This is a genomic window from Acinetobacter sp. YH12058, assembly GCF_013419805.1.
Classification (GTDB): domain Bacteria; phylum Pseudomonadota; class Gammaproteobacteria; order Pseudomonadales; family Moraxellaceae; genus Acinetobacter; species Acinetobacter towneri.
Map to the genome: position 1 here is coordinate 25,025 of NZ_VOZL01000008.1, position 18,977 is coordinate 44,001.

12 protein-coding genes are annotated in these 18,977 nt (G+C 43.4%); 10 read left to right on the forward strand and 2 right to left on the reverse strand.

Features of this window, described 5'->3' with window-relative positions:
- Nucleotides 1–28 precede the first annotated feature (28 nt).
- Nucleotides 29–3,769 (reverse strand): exodeoxyribonuclease V subunit gamma, encoded by a 3,741-nt coding sequence (locus tag FTU09_RS06740; protein WP_180079868.1) that lies wholly within the window; start codon nt 3,767–3,769, stop codon nt 29–31.
- 236 nt (nt 3,770–4,005) lie between these two features.
- Between FTU09_RS06740 and FTU09_RS06745 the strand changes: the two genes are divergently transcribed.
- The gene (locus FTU09_RS06745) at nt 4,006–4,515 is read left to right on the forward strand and encodes a hypothetical protein (protein ID WP_218944916.1); all 510 of its coding nucleotides are present in this window, start codon (nt 4,006–4,008) and stop codon (nt 4,513–4,515) included.
- 65 nt (nt 4,516–4,580) lie between these two features.
- Here FTU09_RS06745 and FTU09_RS06750 read toward each other — a convergent pair whose 3' ends face one another.
- Nucleotides 4,581–5,999, reverse strand: coding sequence for a phosphate--AMP phosphotransferase (locus tag FTU09_RS06750; protein WP_104852966.1), 1,419 nt, complete (start codon nt 5,997–5,999; stop codon nt 4,581–4,583).
- Between the two features lie 246 nt (nt 6,000–6,245).
- On the opposite strand from FTU09_RS06750, the gene FTU09_RS06755 reads away from it, so the two are divergent.
- From FTU09_RS06755 to FTU09_RS06795, 9 genes are all read left to right on the forward strand, one after another.
- Nucleotides 6,246–6,950: a hypothetical protein gene (locus FTU09_RS06755; RefSeq protein ID WP_004975910.1), complete on the forward strand. Its 705-nt coding sequence runs from the start codon at nt 6,246–6,248 to the stop codon at nt 6,948–6,950.
- A gap of 168 nt (nt 6,951–7,118) precedes the next feature.
- Nucleotides 7,119–8,063: a bifunctional demethylmenaquinone methyltransferase/2-methoxy-6-polyprenyl-1,4-benzoquinol methylase UbiE gene (ubiE, locus tag FTU09_RS06760; RefSeq protein ID WP_004975907.1), complete on the forward strand. Its 945-nt coding sequence runs from the start codon at nt 7,119–7,121 to the stop codon at nt 8,061–8,063.
- Between the two features lie 11 nt (nt 8,064–8,074).
- Nucleotides 8,075–8,788, forward strand: a complete 714-nt coding sequence (locus tag FTU09_RS06765) for an SCP2 domain-containing protein (protein ID WP_178866014.1) — start codon at nt 8,075–8,077, stop codon at nt 8,786–8,788.
- A 13-nt stretch (nt 8,789–8,801) separates the two neighbouring features.
- On the forward strand, nt 8,802–10,421 hold the full coding sequence (locus tag FTU09_RS06770; RefSeq protein ID WP_096901336.1) for an AarF/ABC1/UbiB kinase family protein: 1,620 nt from the start codon (nt 8,802–8,804) through the stop codon (nt 10,419–10,421).
- 207 nt (nt 10,422–10,628) lie between these two features.
- On the forward strand, nt 10,629–11,708 hold the full coding sequence (locus FTU09_RS06775; protein ID WP_180079871.1) for a patatin-like phospholipase family protein: 1,080 nt from the start codon (nt 10,629–10,631) through the stop codon (nt 11,706–11,708).
- Nucleotides 11,709–11,834: 126 nt separating this feature from the next.
- Nucleotides 11,835–12,617 carry a bifunctional phosphoribosyl-AMP cyclohydrolase/phosphoribosyl-ATP diphosphatase HisIE gene (hisIE, locus tag FTU09_RS06780; protein ID WP_004975893.1) on the forward strand — a complete coding sequence of 261 codons (783 nt, stop codon included), beginning with the start codon at nt 11,835–11,837 and terminating at the stop codon, nt 12,615–12,617.
- 22 nt (nt 12,618–12,639) lie between these two features.
- Nucleotides 12,640–14,142 carry a UvrD-helicase domain-containing protein gene (locus tag FTU09_RS06785; protein ID WP_004975892.1) on the forward strand — a complete coding sequence of 501 codons (1,503 nt, stop codon included), beginning with the start codon at nt 12,640–12,642 and terminating at the stop codon, nt 14,140–14,142.
- Nucleotides 14,143–14,158: 16 nt separating this feature from the next.
- Nucleotides 14,159–15,532 (forward strand): AAA family ATPase, encoded by a 1,374-nt coding sequence (locus FTU09_RS06790; RefSeq protein ID WP_180079873.1) that lies wholly within the window; start codon nt 14,159–14,161, stop codon nt 15,530–15,532.
- A gap of 607 nt (nt 15,533–16,139) precedes the next feature.
- Complete coding sequence (locus FTU09_RS06795; RefSeq protein WP_180079875.1) at nt 16,140–18,977, forward strand: monovalent cation/H+ antiporter subunit A; 2,838 nt, start codon at nt 16,140–16,142, stop codon at nt 18,975–18,977.

Sequence of the window (18,977 nt, forward strand, 5' to 3'; positions counted from 1 at the left end):
TAACAAATTGGGAATGGGCTAGATGAGTTCACGCAGATTCCCCTTGTTTTTGAAGATTTTTCGCAGATTCATAATTTTCAATGATGGGCTGATACAGTCGATGGCTATATTGCTGAAATGCCTCAATCAACAACGGTTCAGTTTCACTGTCTTGAAAAATAAATGACCAGTCTGGGTGATTTTTCTCACTTTCATCAATAAAGCTCCTCCTAGCACCGTCATGCCAATGTTTTACGAAGCTTTCCATATTCAAAACTTGATCGGACTGAGCTTCATCCCACTGAATTTCAAATTCTTTTTTATCTTTCATTTTTAAAACCAAAGCCGCAGGCAATAACACAGGATATTGCTGTGCGTGTTTCCAGAACTCAAACCACTGGGCTAAATACTCGTGTGCTTGCTGTGCATGGATATTGGCAAAATGAATCACCGCATCTTTACACACCACAATCCGCTCTAAATCTTGATGTTCTGTGTTCTGATAGGCCACCCAAAACAAATATTCCAACCACACTTCGGCATATTTTCTTGGTCTGGCACTCGCTGCCACCACGCTACACCAAAGCTTTGTCGGCTGTTCAGGCACTTGAATACGGATATGCAAATGCGGATTCATTTTCCAAAGCTGTTGCGTTGTTGTGGTTGCCTCGTCTGCAAATTGCTGGAGTGTGTCACGTAAATATTGCTGTTCTTGCAGTCCCGTTTGAAACGTGGCATTTAAGGTTTTACCCACAGGCAAGGTATCTTGCAACAAGCTTTCTGCATCTTGCTCGCCATGTTGCAGTAAAAAATCACGCACACTATATTTTTCCAAGCCATTTAAAATCAGCGGCTCGTGGTTCATTGCAGCAGTGTCGGATTGTAAATTTTCGACCCCAATCGCTTTTAAATAGGCACGCGCAGGGAAACACACATCTCGAATCCATTGCATACTGTCGAGTACCACCACGTCTTGTGGCAATAATGGATATTCACCAAACCATGCTTCGCGTGGTGTGGTTTCTTGCTGCATTTGTTTGGCAACCCGATACCATTGATCTTTAAAGCGAACTTCACGGCTTTCGGCAAAACGCAGTTGATCAAAAGGTTGCAAACTATGCAGGTAATAAAGAGATTTCAATTGCGCAGGAATCTCGACACCGTTCAAGTTTAAGCGTGAATCGCTAGCCCTATCGGGATGTTTCACAATCAATTCCAAATGCTGCACAAATTCCTGCACCAGCACGGATGGATCACGTACCTCACCATCGCTGACATCAAAACCGTTATAAAATAACCAAACACTGTCTTGCGCCAACAATAAACTGTCTAAAAACGCCCCCTGATCATCCTCAATGCGTGAACGATCTCCCAGTTGTGGTTTTAATAGTTGCATCAAATCAAAAGCCAATTGCTGATCACGACTTGGGAACACGCCATTGTCCAAATTCAACATCACAATCAACTTATATGGCAGCGGACGAATTGCACCAATTTGGCTAAAGGTAATGGCGCCCGATGGACTGGCTTGTTCGAGTTGGGTTTCGAGCTGGGCTGAAATTTCTTGCAGAATATAATCCAGCGGTAAGCTTAAATGACGCAAATCTTGACCCGACTGCACATCAAAATAACTGGCTAAGGTCAGCATACGGTCATGTTTTTGCACCAAACTAAACACCGATGCCAACACATCTACCCCTGCATCCTGAAACTCACTCAGGTCTTGCATCAGTTGTTTAAGCCAATATTCCACCGTTTTGGCTTGCCCCAATTCATGCTGAATTAGCCAATCACGGCGCTGTGCAAAATCCTGATAAATTTGAACCAGTTTAAAAATCAATTCAAAATCGCTACTTTGCACATCGGCATAACTTAAAGTGTGCTGAACCACGCAATGCTCTGGCACTGCAACGCCCAAAGCCAAACGATCTAAAGCAAACTTTAAGCTGAACCGATAATCTTGATCATCTGCACTCAGGCTGCGTTTTAAATGCTCGGCATCTAAACCACGTTTAAAACCTGCATTGGCCAACAACTCATTCATGCGCTCAATGTTGTTTAAATTCAAGGCATAACGCTGTTGTGTGGCAGCCAAACTCAACCAGTCGCCAAACTCCTCAAAGCTAAAACGTCCTTGTACTAGCGCTATACGCCCAACCACCGCACGCCAAGCATTATGAATGTCTAAAGAGCTGATGCCTGCAATTTGAATAGGCAAATACACACTATCTTGACTGAGTTGATGCCCTAAAGTAGCTTGATTCTGCTGTGCTTTTTGTTGTCCTTTCTGATAGAGATCACGCTCACTTGGCGGTGCAGCAAATACGCTGCGAATTAAAGACTCTTGTTCTTTGAGTTTCGGACTCAATACCAAAATATCACTGGCTTGGCGGCTGTCATCTTGTCCTAGCCATGCAATTAAACGATCTTTGAGTACCTCAAGCTGACGTAAACTTGAATGACACACATGAATTTGCAATGACTCATCGGCAGGATCTAAGTCATACGCCTGCGCGACTGGCTCAACCAAATTCAATACATCCGATTGAATTTTACCCAGTAAATGCTGCGGCTCTTCTTCAGGGAAAAGATCATACCACTCGCCTTCATCACCACTTGACAACGCCGCCAATAAAGAAAAGTGATCACGTGCCTGTTTACCAAAGCGTGTCAGCAAAGGATGATGTGACTCGCGCATATCGGCATTAAATTCGCCATTATATTTTTTGATATATGCAGCAATATCATCATCACTTACGGTTTTATTTTGACTTTCCATCTCACGAATAAAACGACTTTTGATTCGCGCATCCATGTTTAATTTCCACTTAGGATCGACCATGTCTGCCCAATATTCTTGCGATGGGTTGTAATGCAGAATAAAAATATCCATATACTGCGCCAAACGGCGGATAAACAGCAACTGACTTGGCGGCAAATCCAATAAGGTAAAAATCACCAACTGTTTGGGTAATTTGTTAATACACGAATTTGGATTTTCAGGCTCGCCCAAAGCTTGCCAAAATTGCAGATCAATCTCCTGCATTTTTTCAAAATCTGCATGAAAAATATGCAACCACAACCAACTTTGCCATTGCTCTAATTCTTCGGCTTGCTCTTGAGTAAATGCGGCTATTTCCAATGCCGCTTGTTTTTCTTCTTCGCTCTCAAAGTTTTTAGGGATATAAATTTGCTGCTTTAAGTTCAGGCGTTTCTGCTGTCCCCAAACCGCTAACCAATTGCTTTGACATTGGCAGACACCCTCGCAGCCTTTTTGGCAAAAACCACGATAAACCATGTAATTGCTAAATAAACGTGAAACTTTATCTGCCACCCAATACAGCATGTTTTGCTTTTTGAGCTGCTTTTCTAAACCCTGTGACAATTGCTCTGCGCTGTCATAAATTCGCTGAATCAAACGATGTAAAGCATGCTCGGCAGGAAGTGGGTTTTGTTCGTGTTGTATCCACGGTTGTAAGTCATAAAACACACGCCATTGCATCACAATACGCGGAATATTTGCCTGACGCACCCGATCTTTATCGTCTAAAACTGCCTGATAAGCGGCCCATTGAAAGGCACGAATACGATGATGAAATTCAGTATTGGCACTAATGCCTTTTTGCTCGGCTATTTTTTCCGTCAGCCACTTTTCTACTGCCACTGAAGGCACAATAAAATGCTGGGTTTGTAGCACCTGAAGCGGATTCGATGTCGGTTGACGTATGGTTTTCAGCATTTCATTGACTAAAACTTCTATACGTTGGCTTTGTATGACATGAATCGCCATAAGGTATCCTTTAATTTATTTTGAATAAGAATGTATTAAATGTACTAGAAGGCCGTTGATCTATCATTTGCCTCAAGCACAACAAAAGAATAAAGATTATTGGCTATACACTTACAACGGTGTATGACACTTTACAAGCATACTTTTATTGCCTACTTTATTCAAAAAGTGCTTTGAATAAAGTGGTTTAATTTACCAAACAGCATACGATTATCCGCCATTTTAAGGTTGTACTTATGATAAAAAGAGAGACAATTCCAGACAGTATTGATCCAAGCCTAGACTTGGAAATGATTCGTGCAGAATGCCTAGAACTGGTCAAAAAACGTGCCTATTTTTCTGCAGGTGCAGCCATCATTCCTGTGCCGTTCTTAGACGTTGTCATTGATGTGGGCATCTTGTCGCAACTGATTCCAGAAATTAATGCACGTTTTGGCTTATCTCCTGAGCAAGTCAGCGTGTATGATCCTGAAACCCGAAAAGTCCACTGGAGCGAATTGCGTAAACGCGGTGTGGAATTTTCAGGCTTAGTCGTGGCGCGTACTGCAGTAAAAAAATCCCTGAATAATGTCGCAGCCAAGTACATCACCAAACAAGTCACCAAGTTTATTCCATTGGGTGGACAAATGGTGGCAGCAGGTTTGGGTTATTTTATTATGAAAAAAATTGCCGAAACGCATGTTGAAGAAAGCTATAAACTGGCAAAAAGCATTCAGCTTAAACAAGCCAAAGTTGTGAATGCTTAATTTTTAAACTAAACAGGCTCAAATTCAGCTAACTTAACACGCAGTCTTTGCATCCTCGAGGCAGATTATTCTGCCTTGAGTTGTTTCAAGATGGTTCTTAAAATTTCCAAACGTGCTGCATTTTTGTCATTACTCGGAATGATGTGCCACGGTGCATATTCGGTACTGGTACGTTGCAGCATATCTGCCGCTGCCACCAAATAATCATCCCAACGGCTACGGTTGCGCCAGTCTTCATCTGTAATTTTAAAACGCTTATGTGCGGTTTCCTGACGTGCTTTAAAACGCAGCTCCTGCTCATCTTTACTAATGGCTAACCAAAATTTGATGACGACAGTTTGATGATCATTTAAGTCTTTTTCAAAACGGTTGATTTCGTCATAAGAACGCTGCCATTCCAGTGGGCTAATCAAACCTTCTACACGTTCTACCAATACCCGCCCATACCAAGAACGGTCAAAAATATTGATTTTTTCTTCAGGCAGAATTTTCGTCCAAAAACGCCACAAATAAGGACGACTGATTTCAAAGGCTTCAGGTGCACTAATGGTGTAAATTTCGTATTCACGCGGATCCAGTTTTTTTACAATCCGTTTAATCGCGCCGCCTTTGCCTGCTGCGTCCATTCCTTCAAAAACAATGCTGACATTACGGTTATCTAAACGCAGTGCATCTGCCACTTTTTTCGTGAGTTTCTTTAACTCTGCTTTATAGTCATCCTCATTGACCGATTCAGATACAGGATTAAGCAAAACTTCTGGAATTTCTGCAGCTTGCCAAGTGATGCCCGAACTGGTCGGATGCACAGGACAATGCTCTAAAGCACGTAAAATATGCTGTGCAAATTGTTGATCGCGGATGGTTTCATCTTCGCAATCAATCATAATCCAGTCATCGGTAAAGCGTTGGCGCAGCTTTTGCAAGCTGTCATATTGCTTTTTATTGCGCCAATCCAAGCCGTGCAATTTATGCCAATGCACTTCGCTCGGTTCCATATCATCTAGTCGTTTTTGTAGTGATTTCCACGATAAATCGAACCAGATTTTAATGACATCCACATGGTTATTTTTTAAGTCTTCTTCATAGGCACGCATTTTTTCGACATAGTTATCAAACATGGTGTCATCAATTTGTTTAGACACATGCATGGCTGTGCTTAATAAGTCACTATACCAATTGCCAAACATCACCATAATTTGACCTTCGGCAGGAATAAAACGTGCATAAGGCTGCCAAAGTGTCTGTTTGGGATTAAACGGGTGTGGCGCATCGGCTTTTACCCTTAAATAACGCGGATCGACCCATTCCCTAAGTTGTTTGACCGACTCTCCTTTCCCCGCCAATTCAATGCCGCTCACTAAAATCAGCAAACTTTTGGCATTTTTTTCACCTTTGGTATTTTTTAAAGCATATTGGGCTTCAATTAGCTCGACTGAAAGTTGTTCTTCTTCCATGAGTTTAAATTCAGTATGTGCTTGTGACATCATCTACCCTATTGTTGTGTTATTTAAGCTCTGCTGATCATTCGTCTATATTTACGATATTAGAATGAGCGACAGACTTTGATCAGTATACGAATATCGACCCATTTTTTAACAACTTTTCGCGTATTTTTGTAGATTAATCTCACACACTGACCTTTGCCGTTTGGAATTCTGTGTAATTTGTCATAGCGACGAGATCAAACTCACATTAAGATTTGCCCATTCAACTCAATAATGAGACACCCTATGTCTAAACTTGCTGCTTTAGATGAGCTGTTAGAACTGTATTATCAATTTAAATATCATAAAAATCCTATGCTTTTTCAACGCTTACAAGATGTTCAAGCATGGCAAAAACAGCGTATGCAACGCACCCATGCCACACAGTTTGCCGAAAAGCACAATGTCTTGATGGCCGAATATTTTTTAAACCGCTTATATGGCGGTCCAGATTTTGACGCTTTGGCAGGTCAAATTGCTCGCCTACTGAAATATGCACACAAAGCTGAAAAAATCATCCCTGAAAATGCAATAAAAACAGGGACTTCTGGGGTAAGTCTGGCGATTTTGGCAGTGCAGTTAGATGAACAAGTCGCGATACAATTGCTACAGGACTATCCTGAAAATATGCCTTTAAATGATGAGATGATGCGTCTGACTTATTTAAAGCTCGATCAGGGCGAAGCACGCTTAAAACAATTAAATATGTTGGATGAACTGGGTAAAAACCTAGATAAATATATGCGCTCTTTTGTGGTCTATACCGCTTTTAAAATGTGTAAAGGCGCGGCGCAAAAATACAGTTTTCAAATTATGTATGAGTTTATGCAAGATGGCTTTTTAGCCATGAAACCATTAAAGTCTGCAGAGAAATTTGTGAAGCAATTTACTACCACAGAACGGGAAATTATTGCCAAAGTACATGCAGGTGATTTACATCCATTTTCATAATCCCAATGTGTGAAATAACCAACACTTATTCAGCACACTTACGCTATCTTTGGTTTTTTCTGTATATTATTCATAACAATTGCATGATGATTACTGTACAAGTGCTTAGAATCTGTCATCATGCATACACTGCAGCCTTAAGCCTTTTTATCCTGAGGAGTGACTCCAATGTCGAATGAAAATCAAACGCCTACCGCTACTCCCGAGTCGGCACAACCAACAGACAAAGTGAGTCCATTCTTAACCGAACCTCTACCGCAAGGCGCTCCACAAGGTCAGCAACAATCTTTAGAACAAAAATTAACGGATACACCTGTTACGGGTTCAGTGCCAAAATATAATTTGCCGCGCGGTGCCAACACAGGCAATGTCGGTGCAACCACACACTTCGGCTACCAAACCGTCAGCAGTGAAGATAAAGCCCAGAAAGTCGCAGAAGTCTTCCACTCGGTTGCAAGCAAATACGACATTATGAACGACTTAATGTCATTTGGTATTCACCGCTTATGGAAACGCTTTGCGATTAATATGTCAGGTGTACGTCGTGGTCAGCGCGTACTGGACATTGCAGGCGGTACGGGTGACTTAGCCAAAGTCTTTAGCCGTGAAGTTGGCCCTACAGGTCATGTGGTACTGTCAGATATTAACGAATCTATGCTGAATGTTGGCCGTGACCGTCTAATTGATGCAGGCTGTACCAATGTCGATTTCGTGTTGGCGAATGCCGAAACTTTAGAACCATTTGAAGACAACAGCTTTGACTTACTGACTATTTCATTTGGTTTACGTAACGTGACCGATAAAGATGCAGCTTTGGCAGCGATGTACCGCGTACTCAAGCCGGGTGGTCGTTTATTGATTTTAGAATTTTCAAAACCAGTATTTGAACCGTTCTCAAAACTCTACGATTTATATTCATTCACAGCATTGCCATTGATGGGTAAAATTGTCGCAAACGACTCAGAAAGCTACAAATACTTGGCTGAATCTATTCGTATGCACCCAGATCAACGCACTTTAAAAGGCATGATGGAACAGGCAGGCTTCCAAAACTGTGATTACCACAACCTGACTGGTGGTATTGTTGCCGTTCACCGTGGTTTTAAACTCTAAGGCGTACCGCAATGTGGTCAATTCTCGCCCTTGGTGCAGTTGAGAAACTGATTCATCATGTTATTGATTTGGATGCGATTACTCGCATCCAGCTCAACCAACTACACGGCAAAATGTTGCGTGTGGTGCTCGATTCGCCACAGCTTTCTGTAGATGTCTTTTTTGATGACAACAAAGTTCGTTTAGAACCTACTGCAACAGGTCACAGCGAGCAGCCTTCTATTTTTGAGCATGAGAAGCGCTCTAGCTTCGCAAGGTTTGATCAAGCGCAAAATATCAGCCCCGCAACGACCACTTTGCATGTTAAAAATGTGGTGCAATTGCTCAAACTGTTGCTATCCGATGAAGTGGGCAATATTCCCCTACAAGGTGACTATCATCTTTTACAAGATATTCAGCGCATTATGCAGCAGGCTGAACTAGACTTGGCCGCACATTTAAGCCCTTGGATTGGTCCTGCTTTGGCTCATGAAGTTGGCAAAATTCAGCTTGCACCCAAGCATTTAAAACGCAGTCTACACAGCCATTTGTTCTTTGCTGAAGATGCCCTAAAAGAAGACAGTGGTCTATTTGCCCCACGCTGGCAAATGGATGACTTACAACAAGACACGCGCATTTTTCAACAAAATTTAGACCGCGCCGAAGCCAAAATTCAACAGCTACAAACGCAGCTTGATGCACAGCCAGATACCGCTTCTGACACCTTAAACTCCACTCAACCCTAGGGAATAAGTCTTTATGATTCCGCACGTTTCACGTTTACTCGAACTTTGGCGCATTGCCGCGCACTATAGACTCGACACGTTGTTTCCTGCGGAAGAACTACCAGAAAAGGCACGTCATGCGCTCAGTTTTATTCGCATGCACCCTGCGGCTTGGTCAAGTAAAGAACGTAAAAACCCGCTGAAGCTCAAAGAAGCTTTAGAAGAAATGGGACCATTGGCAATTAAACTTGGGCAATTGCTGTCTACGCGTCGTGACCTGATTCCGCCTGAAGTTTTACAGCAATTGGTGTTGCTACAAGACCGTGTCAAACCATTCGGTTCTGACGTGGCACAAATGCGAATTCAGCAATCGCTCAAGGCAGACATCAACACCCTGTTTGCCCGTTTTGATGAGCAACCTTTAGCAGCAGCCTCCATTGCGCAAGTCCATACCGCTGCCTTGCATGATGGTCGTGAAGTCGTCGTTAAAGTCACCCGTCCCGATATTCGCCAGCAAATTCTACAAGATTTTGAAATTCTGGAATGGCTCGGTGCAGCACTGGAAAAACGTCTGGAAGCGGCACGCGCTCTACATTTATCTGAAATTATTCAGGACTATCGTCAAATTATTCTCAACGAACTGGATTTGACCTTAGAAGCGGATAACACCCGCCGCATGCGTCACTACTTTACAGGCTCAAGCATGATGTACGTGCCTGAAGTCTATATGGACAGTAAAGATGTGATGGTGGCAGAGCGCATTACAGGTGTGCCAATTTCCGACACGGCAACCTTTGATCGTTTGGGGATGAATCGTGCCGATTTGGCAGAAAAAGGCCTCACGATTTTCTTTACCCAAGTGTTCCGTGACAACTTTTTCCATGCCGATATGCATCCTGGCAACGTCTTTGTGGAAACCATCAATCCGAATAATCCGCGTTTTATTGCGCTAGATTGTGCGATTATGGGCGAGCTGTCCAAGCATGACCAAATGACCGTAGCACGTATGTTGCTGGCGGTGATGAACAGCAACTTTATGCAGCTGATTCAAGTGGTACACCAAGCTGGCTGGATTCCACCGGGCACAGATCAAGATGCTCTCGCCCGTGAAATGCGCCGTACTGTCGGGCCAATGGTGTCTAAACCGATGCACGAATTGGACTTTGCAGGCATTCTGATTCAGGTCATGGATATTGCACGTCGTTTCCATTTGGAAATTCCACCGCAATTGATGCTACTCCTGAAAACATTGGTGCATGTTGAAGGCTTGGGCACAGACTTATATCCAGAACTGGATATCTGGAAACTGGCAAAACCAATTTTAACGGATTGGATTAAAGCCAATATGAATCCAGTCAAAAATGTCAAAGAAATTGGGCAGCAAATTCCCGACCTGTTACTGGGTGCGCAAGACTTACCAAGTTTAATGATTGACAGTTTAAATGGTTTAAAAAACCAATCGGCTTGGCATTCCAAACAATTGCATGAATTACAAAGCATGCGTCTACAAATGGAACATCAGCAAAAACGCAGCTGGATTTTTGGCAGCATTATGGCCATTTTCCTCTCCATTGCGATTATTGCACCGTGGTATGTCTCTATTGTTTTAATCGCGTTGGCAAGTTTCTTGGCGATTTGGCGTATAGCTAAATAAAGCCACATTGCTTGATAACAAACTGATTAGACGATAAAAAAATTAGAAAGCCTGTTTTAAAGCAGGCTTTTTTATCACGCTGATTTTCTCTAACTCATCCTAAAAACTACCGCATGACTCATCAGTCACCAAGTGATGCCTCTCGCCATTGTTGTAAATATCACCACGCCTACAATTAATGCACATTTGTAGCGTTATAGATCAAGCATGACTCAGATTTTGCATAAACGTGTCCCTGCACTTAGTATTCGCGCAGGACATCTGGCACGCCAACTGATTGAACAAGAAGGCTTACATGCCCAACACGTCGATATTATTCCAGGTGCAGCAGGAGGCCCCAAAGGCATAGGCATTCAGGGCTTAGACCAAGCTATTTTTGGCGAGTTTTTTGCCCAAGCCCCAAAGCGTCGTACTGTGGTCGGTTCTTCAATTGGCAGTTGGCGCTTTGCCAGTATTTTGGCGTGGGGCGCAAAACAAGGCACTGAACGCCTGTCCGATTTATATACCAACTTGTATTTTCATAAAAAAATGTCGCGCCAAGAAGTCGCTGAGATTTGTCAAAATATGCTGTTTGAACTGATTCAGGGACAGCAACAACAACTGATTCAGCATCCTGACTATCACCTCACGGTCATTTCCGTCAAAGCTCAACATATTTTCCAAAGTGACCAAGCCTTGCCTTTGCTTGCGTCTGTGGCAGGAATTATTGGCAGCAATGCCATTGCGCGCAAACACAACCGCTTATTTATGCAGCGTGTCATCAGCCAACCTGCGCAAGGTCAGCAGTTTATGGTAGAGGATGATTTTGTCACCCATTACCAAGCCCTGAATGAGCAGAATGTCGCACCGTGGCTGCTCGCCTCAGCGTCTATTCCCGGGGTGATGTCTGCTATTCGTGACATTCCTGATGCGCCCGTGGGCAGTTATCGGGATGGTGGCTTAATTGACTACCATCTAGATTTACCTTACCAAAGTCAGGGCATTGTGCTGTACCCACACTTTACCGACAGCATTACCCCTGGCTGGTTTGATAAAATGTTGAAGCATCGTAAAGCCAATCCTGAAAATCAGGCCCGGACACTCTTGCTATCACCTTCGGCAGAATATTTAAGCAGCTTGCCTTTAGGCCGTTTGCCCGATCGTAAAGACTTCACCTTAAAAGGTTTAGATCAGGCACATCGCATTCGCTTATGGAAACAATCGGTGGCAGAAAGTCAGCGTTTGGGCGATGAATTTCTGGAAATGGTGGAAAAACAAAACTTCCCTCAATTTATGCAAACGCTTTGACAGTACAAATCTGGCAAGATAATTTAGGTAAATTGTCTTGAATCACGTACACTATAGGGACGATGCAAAATCGTGCGCTCAGAAAATAGCGTCCATACAATTTAAATTAATTTTGGTGAACAACTCATGAATAACTTGCAATGGCTCGATGAAGTAAAATTTAACGAACAAGGATTAGTGCCTGCCATTGCACAGCATCATCAAACAGGACGTGTGTTGATGGTGGCGTGGATGAACCGTGAAGCCTTGGCACTGACTGCCGAAAAAAATCAGGCGGTGTATTTTTCACGTTCACGCAATAAATTGTGGCACAAGGGTGAAGAATCTGGACACTTTCAAACTGTGCACGAGATTCGTCTAGACTGCGATGCCGATGTGATTATCCTGCAAATTGAACAACATGGTGGAATTGCTTGCCACACAGGGCGTGAATCTTGTTTCTATCGCAAACTCACCGCCAATGGTTGGGAAATTGTAGATGCACAGCTGAAAGACCCGAATCAAATTTATGGTGAACAAGCCGCCAATGCTCACACCTTAGCCATGAGCCAATCAAAGGCACAAGCTGAACAGGTTGAAGTTTTGGCTTATTTAGGGCAAATGATGAGCGAGCGCAAAACCGCTAATCCTGACTCATCTTATGTAGCCAAGCTATACCATAAAGGCTTGAATAAAATTTTGGAAAAAGTCGGTGAAGAAACCGTGGAAGCAATTATTGCCGCCAAAGATTTCAACACCGAAGCCAATGCCAACAACAAAAATGACCTGATTTATGAAGTGGCCGATTTATGGTTCCACAGCATTGTCATGTTGGGTTATTTCGATATTGAACCGCAAGTGGTACTGAATGAATTGGCTCGTCGTCAAGGTTTATCAGGCTTGGTTGAAAAAGCCAACCGTAGCCATTAACGCGAAAAGCCAACCCTGATCTGTGTCTGTAATCACCAAGCCTCGCCCGACCTATGAGCAAGCCACTGCTATAGATAATGCACGTCTGGGCAAATCTTTTAAAGTGATTGCCTATGCAGGTACAGGTAAAACCACGACCTTACAAATGATCAGTGATGCCATGCCAGAACGGCGTGGCATGTACTTGGCATTTAACAAAGCCATTGCCGCAGAAGCACAAAGTAAATTTCATCGTCAGGTCGATTGTCGTACATTTCACTCGCTTGCATATCGCAGCGTTCCACGTGGAGTCACCGACAAATTACGCCTACCTCGTTTAAGTCCAAGTTTTATTGCCAAAGAGTATCGTTTAGAACCGATTACCCTTAGACGTATGATGGGCGGACGCTATGAAAAATATGTGTTGATGCCAAGTCGTTTAGCCAGTTTGGTGGCCAATGCCGTGAGTCATTTCTGCTCGACCAGTTCGCAATACCCTGCCCCACGACATTTACAAGCACCCAGTTGGTTGCATCCAGATGACATCGACACCTTACAAAAGCATCTTTATCCTGCGGTAGAACGACGCTGGTTGGAGTCAATTGACCCGAATCATCAGGCAGGCATTGGACACGATATTTATCTGAAACTTTGGGCCTTGTCTGAACCCAACATTCCTGCAGATTATGTGCTGTTTGACGAAGCTCAAGATGCCGACCCGCTCATGCTGGGCATTTTACTCAAGCAACGTAATACTCAAGTGATTTATGTGGGCGATGCGCATCAGCAAATCTATGCTTGGCGTGGTGCAATCAATGCCATGCAGCAATTACCTTTGCCTGAATCACGACTGACCACATCGTTCCGTTTTGGTGAAGAAATTGCCCTGACCGCCAATGCCATTTTAGGTGGGCTGAATGAAACCGTGCCACTCTTGGGCAATCCAGAATTACATTCCAAAGTGGTCAACAAACCGCATACCAAAATGCGTGATGCGATTTTATGCCGTACCAACGCCCGTGCCATGGAACTGCTACTGGCAGGTTTAGTGCATGGCGATAAAGTCAGTCTGCAAGCCGACCATGTGCGCTTAAACCGTTTTGTGGATGCTGCCGCGATGCTCAAACAAGGCAAACGTGTGACCGACGTTCCGGAACTGGCATGGTTTAACTCTTGGCATGATGTACATGAATATTGTGAAACCAACGATGGCAGCGACATTAAACCTTTGGTCAAACTGGTGGATGATCATGGTACTAATCCACTCAAACGGGCGTTGGCAAAAATCACCCCAATTGACCAAGCCGACTATATTATTTCGACAGCGCATAAAGCCAAAGGTTTAGAATGGAATCGGGTACATATTGAAGACGACTACCAATTTAAACTGAACGACAAAGAGCATAAAATTAGCGATGAAGAATTAAGATTACTGTACGTGGCATGCACACGTGCTAAAGTCAGTTTAAATATTCATCATATTTACGATTTGGTACAACAACTGAAAATAAAAATGCCGACATCGTTACGCAAAGCGGTGGGGTAATTGCAGCAGGTGCGCTATGAAAATTACATCGGTTCATTTCAGACACATCACCCATTTTGCAGACCTAAAACTCGAACTCAATTATCACGACCTGCCCATTACGCTTATTTTGGCAGACCAAAGCGCGGGTAAAACCTCGCTGTTACGATTTAGTTATCAAGCACTGACTTGGTTTGCCGCTCGCTATAAAGACTTACGCACTGCGGGTTTGGTGATGCAAGATCAAGATATTTTGTTCAACCGCTTGCAAGCTAAAATTGATGTTTGTGTGGAAATTCCAGCAGAAATAGGCAGTTTGGCAGAATCAAGCAACACGCAAATTGAAAGCACCCAACATTGTGACTGGCAATTATATAAAACCCTGAATAGTAGCGGCGTAGGAGTAAGCAAAGCAGAAACCGCCAAGCTTGAAAAAATGGTGCAGCTCTATCAACACGCCATTAAACATGACCCGATGCAAGGTCTACCGCTGATTGCCTACTACCCTGCAGAACGCTTCGTGAATGAAGTTAATTTACTCAATAAAAATAATCCGCTGATTTTACAACCTGGACATGCCTACGAAATTGCTGCGATTCCATTCACGACATTTACTCGTTTTTTTGAATGGTTGCGGGAAATTTCCGATATTGAAAATGCCCAAAGTGCGCAGCTTTTACACAAGCTATATCAGCAACAACAAAGCGAACTCGCACAAACCCTGAATCAGTCCTTATTGCATGCCTATACCCAAATGCATGCACCGAGTTTACAAGCACTGAAAGATGCCTTACAAATCGTGCTGCCTGAAATTGAAGACCTATATCTACAACATCTGCCTAAATTACAACTCATGGTGCGCTGTCAGGGCAAAGATATGCTGTATCAGCAATTGTCGAACAGTCAGCGCAACTGGATTGCTCTGGTAGGCGATATTGTACGTCGCCTCTGTTTGCTAAACCCAAACAGTTTGTATCCGTGTCGCGAGGGAGATGGTATTTTGTTGATTGACCAGATTGATCATCAGCTCGATCAACAACAGGCCGCACAAATACTGACTCGTTTACATCATGCTTTTCCGCGCTTACAAATTATTGCCACAGGCAACCGCAGCGAACTTTTGGAACAAGCGGAACGCTTTCAATGTTTAAAACTGGAACATCAACAGCTGCATCCCATCGCATGGCAAAGTTTACAACCGCAGTTTGCAGAAATTTATGCTGATGTGCTAGAAACCACTCACACGACAGAAGACGTCAGCCTACAAGAACAAAACCCAACACAATTAGGCACGGCTGAAATTTTGCAGCAGATTCAAAACCATTTAACTGCCGAACAAAAACAGGAATTGCTGCAACGCTTACAGCAATTGGATAGTGAGCCAACACCTGATCAATTGCCTGAATCTTAATTGCCGAAGTCTTTCAACGCATACTTGGGCAAAAAGCAAGGAAATACTTTATCCCGCATATAACAGACGGTATATAATGACTTTGCTGTATGCAAAAAAAATTGATGTTGTTTTATTCATGTAATAAAATCAGATTAATTTTGAACTTTTATAGTAAAATCCGATTTTGCTGTAGTTTTTAAAGTTGCGCAATACAACTTTTTTTATACCTTGAATAGTGTCTATTGACCTTTCAAACACGGTGAATGCTGTAAAAATGCAGCAGATGCAGATCAACTTCATCCATAGTTCAACTAGGTTGTAGATTGACGCATCTAAATATTTTTAACACAGCTTTAACCAAACCAAGCACAACCTTATTCGCTGCATCGTCAGCGAAAGATCAGCATATTTTTTGCTGCTTGAGCCGCCTAGCCATGTAAAATTATTTTTGCATGATCTTGTTTTGAGTTTAAGTTGCGACAATACGCTCATCAAAACAATAGACTACGTGTTTACTGACACGACTGATTGGCTTTCAAGATTGAATCTTTTGGATGGTGTGTTGCTGTCCTGTAATCCTTGGAAGATAAGATTCATCCTTTAGGTTTTCAACCTATTCACGACAATGGATATGAGTGTGCTACCGATTATTATATTGTTACCGTTAGTACTGGGCACAACCCTTGTCTCGTGGCTGAAACAATTTTCACGCGGGGTAACGGCTTTAGGGGCGATTGGCGTCAGTCTGAGCAGTCTTATTCTGCTCCTGACTCAAGCAAAAGCAGTCTTTAATGGCGAAACGATCATTCAAACATGGTCTTGGCTGCCACAGTTGGGGATTGATTTAAGCTTTCGTCTAGATGCGCTTGGTTTATTATTCTCCTTGCTGATCACGGGGATCGGCACACTCATTTTTATTTATGCCTATTATTATTTAAGTCCACAAAACTCGCTCAGTAAACTCTATGTTCTCCTCATGCTGTTTATGGCTGCCATGTTGGGAATTTCGCTCTCCAATAACCTGATTTTGTTGCTGACTTTTTGGGAACTGACCAGTATTTCCTCTTTCTTATTGGTGGGTTATTGGAGCAATTACGAGGCAGCACAACGCGGCTCACGTATGGCACTGACCATTACAGGCATGGGCGGACTCGCCATGCTCGGTGGTTTTGTGTTATTGGCGCAAATCACAGGCACCTATCAAATTGACCAAATCTTAATGATGACTGAACAAATTCAAAGTCATCATTTATTTGTACCAACTTTATTGCTGATTTTATTGGGTGCATTTACCAAAAGTGCGCAATTTCCGTTTCACTTCTGGCTACCCAATGCCATGGCTGCACCCACGCCTGTTTCTGCCTATCTACATTCGGCAACGATGGTCAAAGCAGGGATTTTCTTGCTGGCGCGCTTATTGCCAATTTTTGCAGGCGCAGCGTTATATCACAACCTAGTCACCTTTATTGGTCTATTTACCCTGTGTATGGCAGCATTCTTTGCCATTTTCAAAGAAGATTTAAAAGGCTTATTGGCGTATTCCACCATCAGTCATTTAGGTCTGATCATGTGCTTACTCGGCATTGGTTCACCGTTAGCAGTAGCTGCTGCAATTTTCCACATCATCAACCACGCCACCTTTAAAGCGGCCCTGTTTATGATTGCAGGAATTATCGACCACGAATCAGGCACACGTGATTTACGTAAACTTAGTGGCTTATGGCAACTATTACCCTTTACCGCCACCCTCACTATGATTACCGCGGCCTCTATGGCTGGCGTACCGTTGACCAACGGCTTTTTATCCAAAGAAATGTTCTTCACTGAACTGGTAGCAAACTTATCTGGCCCTGTACTGTTGGTTTCTGCAATTGTTGCGACACTGGCGGGTATTTTTGCAGTGGCCTATTCAATACGTTTGGTACACGGCGTTTTCTTTGATGGTCCAATTGGTAAAGATGTCCCAAACAAAGAAGCTCACGAACCTCCGTTTGGCATGCGTGCACCCGCAACTTTATTGGCTGTTTTATGTATTTTAGTCGGCTTGATGCCTGCCTTATTGGTCGAGCATATTGTCAATAGCACGACTCGTGCCAGTACCCAACTGTCGCAGTTTGAAGGCATACATCTGGCAATTTGGCATGGCTTTAATCTTCCCCTGCTGATGAGTGTTATTGCACTGCTTGGCGGGATCATTTTCTATTTCTCGCTCGCCAAAGGTGGAAAAATCCGTGAAATTGACCTCGACCCACATTTAGGTCAATTCCAAGGCAAACTGCTGTTTGAATTATTCTTAAAACATTTGCTACAAGTTTCACGCAAAATCAAACGTAAAACCGAAAATGGTTCACTGCAAAGCTATTTGGTGTGGATCATTGCTTTTACGGTATTCATGGTCGCGCTACCATTATTCAATCAGGGATTAACAACTGGCACACGTGAACTCACACATGCGCCTATGATTGCCATTGTTTTATGGTTATTGCTGTTCTCTGCCTGTTGGATGATGCTGTGGTTCCACCATGAGCGCATCAAAGCTGTCTTAATCAGCGGTGCAGTTGGCTTGGTCGTCACCATGATGTTTGTCGGACTGTCTGCTCCCGACTTGGCACAAACTCAAATCACGGTTGATGTCGTCACCACTGTTTTATTGCTGATGAGTCTATCGCTGCTCCCACAATTGACCCCGTATGAATCTAGCCGTTCACGTCGTTGGCGAGATGCCTTCATTGCGATTGGTGGCGGCATTGGTATCGGCTGGATTGCGTGGCTGGTTATGACTCGCAACCACAATTCAATTTCATGGTTCTTTAATCAGCAATCCATTCCACTCGGTGGCGGAACCAACGTGGTCAACGTCATTTTGGTGGACTTCCGTGGTTTCGATACCTTTGGCGAAATTACCGTCTTGGGCATTGCCGCGATTGGTACGCTGTGTTTAATGGATGGTATGCGTGCTCACGGCACCATCATGACGCAGGGTTTAACTTATCGTTTTAATCCTTCACCGTTGATGTTACGTATTACCGCCTCATGGATTTTACCTATCGCCCTTGTGGTCAGTCTGTATATTTTCTTGCGCGGTCATAACTTACCAGGTGGTGGCTTTATTGCAGGCTTAATTACCGCAATGGCGTTGATCATCCAATACATTGCGCTTGGTCAAGACCACACCGAACAAATGCTCAAAGCTAAATCTGGACGTTTATACGAAATCTGGATTGGCGTGGGTTTAAGTATTGCAGGTCTGACAGGACTTGCCGCATGGTTCTGGGGACGTCCATTCCTCACCAGCGCACATATTTATGTCAATCCTCCGATTATTGGTGAAATGCACCTCGCTTCGGCTGCCTTATTTGATGTAGGCGTGTATGTCACGGTGGTTGGTGCGGTAATGTTGATGATTTCTGTCTTGGGCGACTCACGTCACTCAGGCATGTCTGGCCCACTTCCAAAGGAGTAA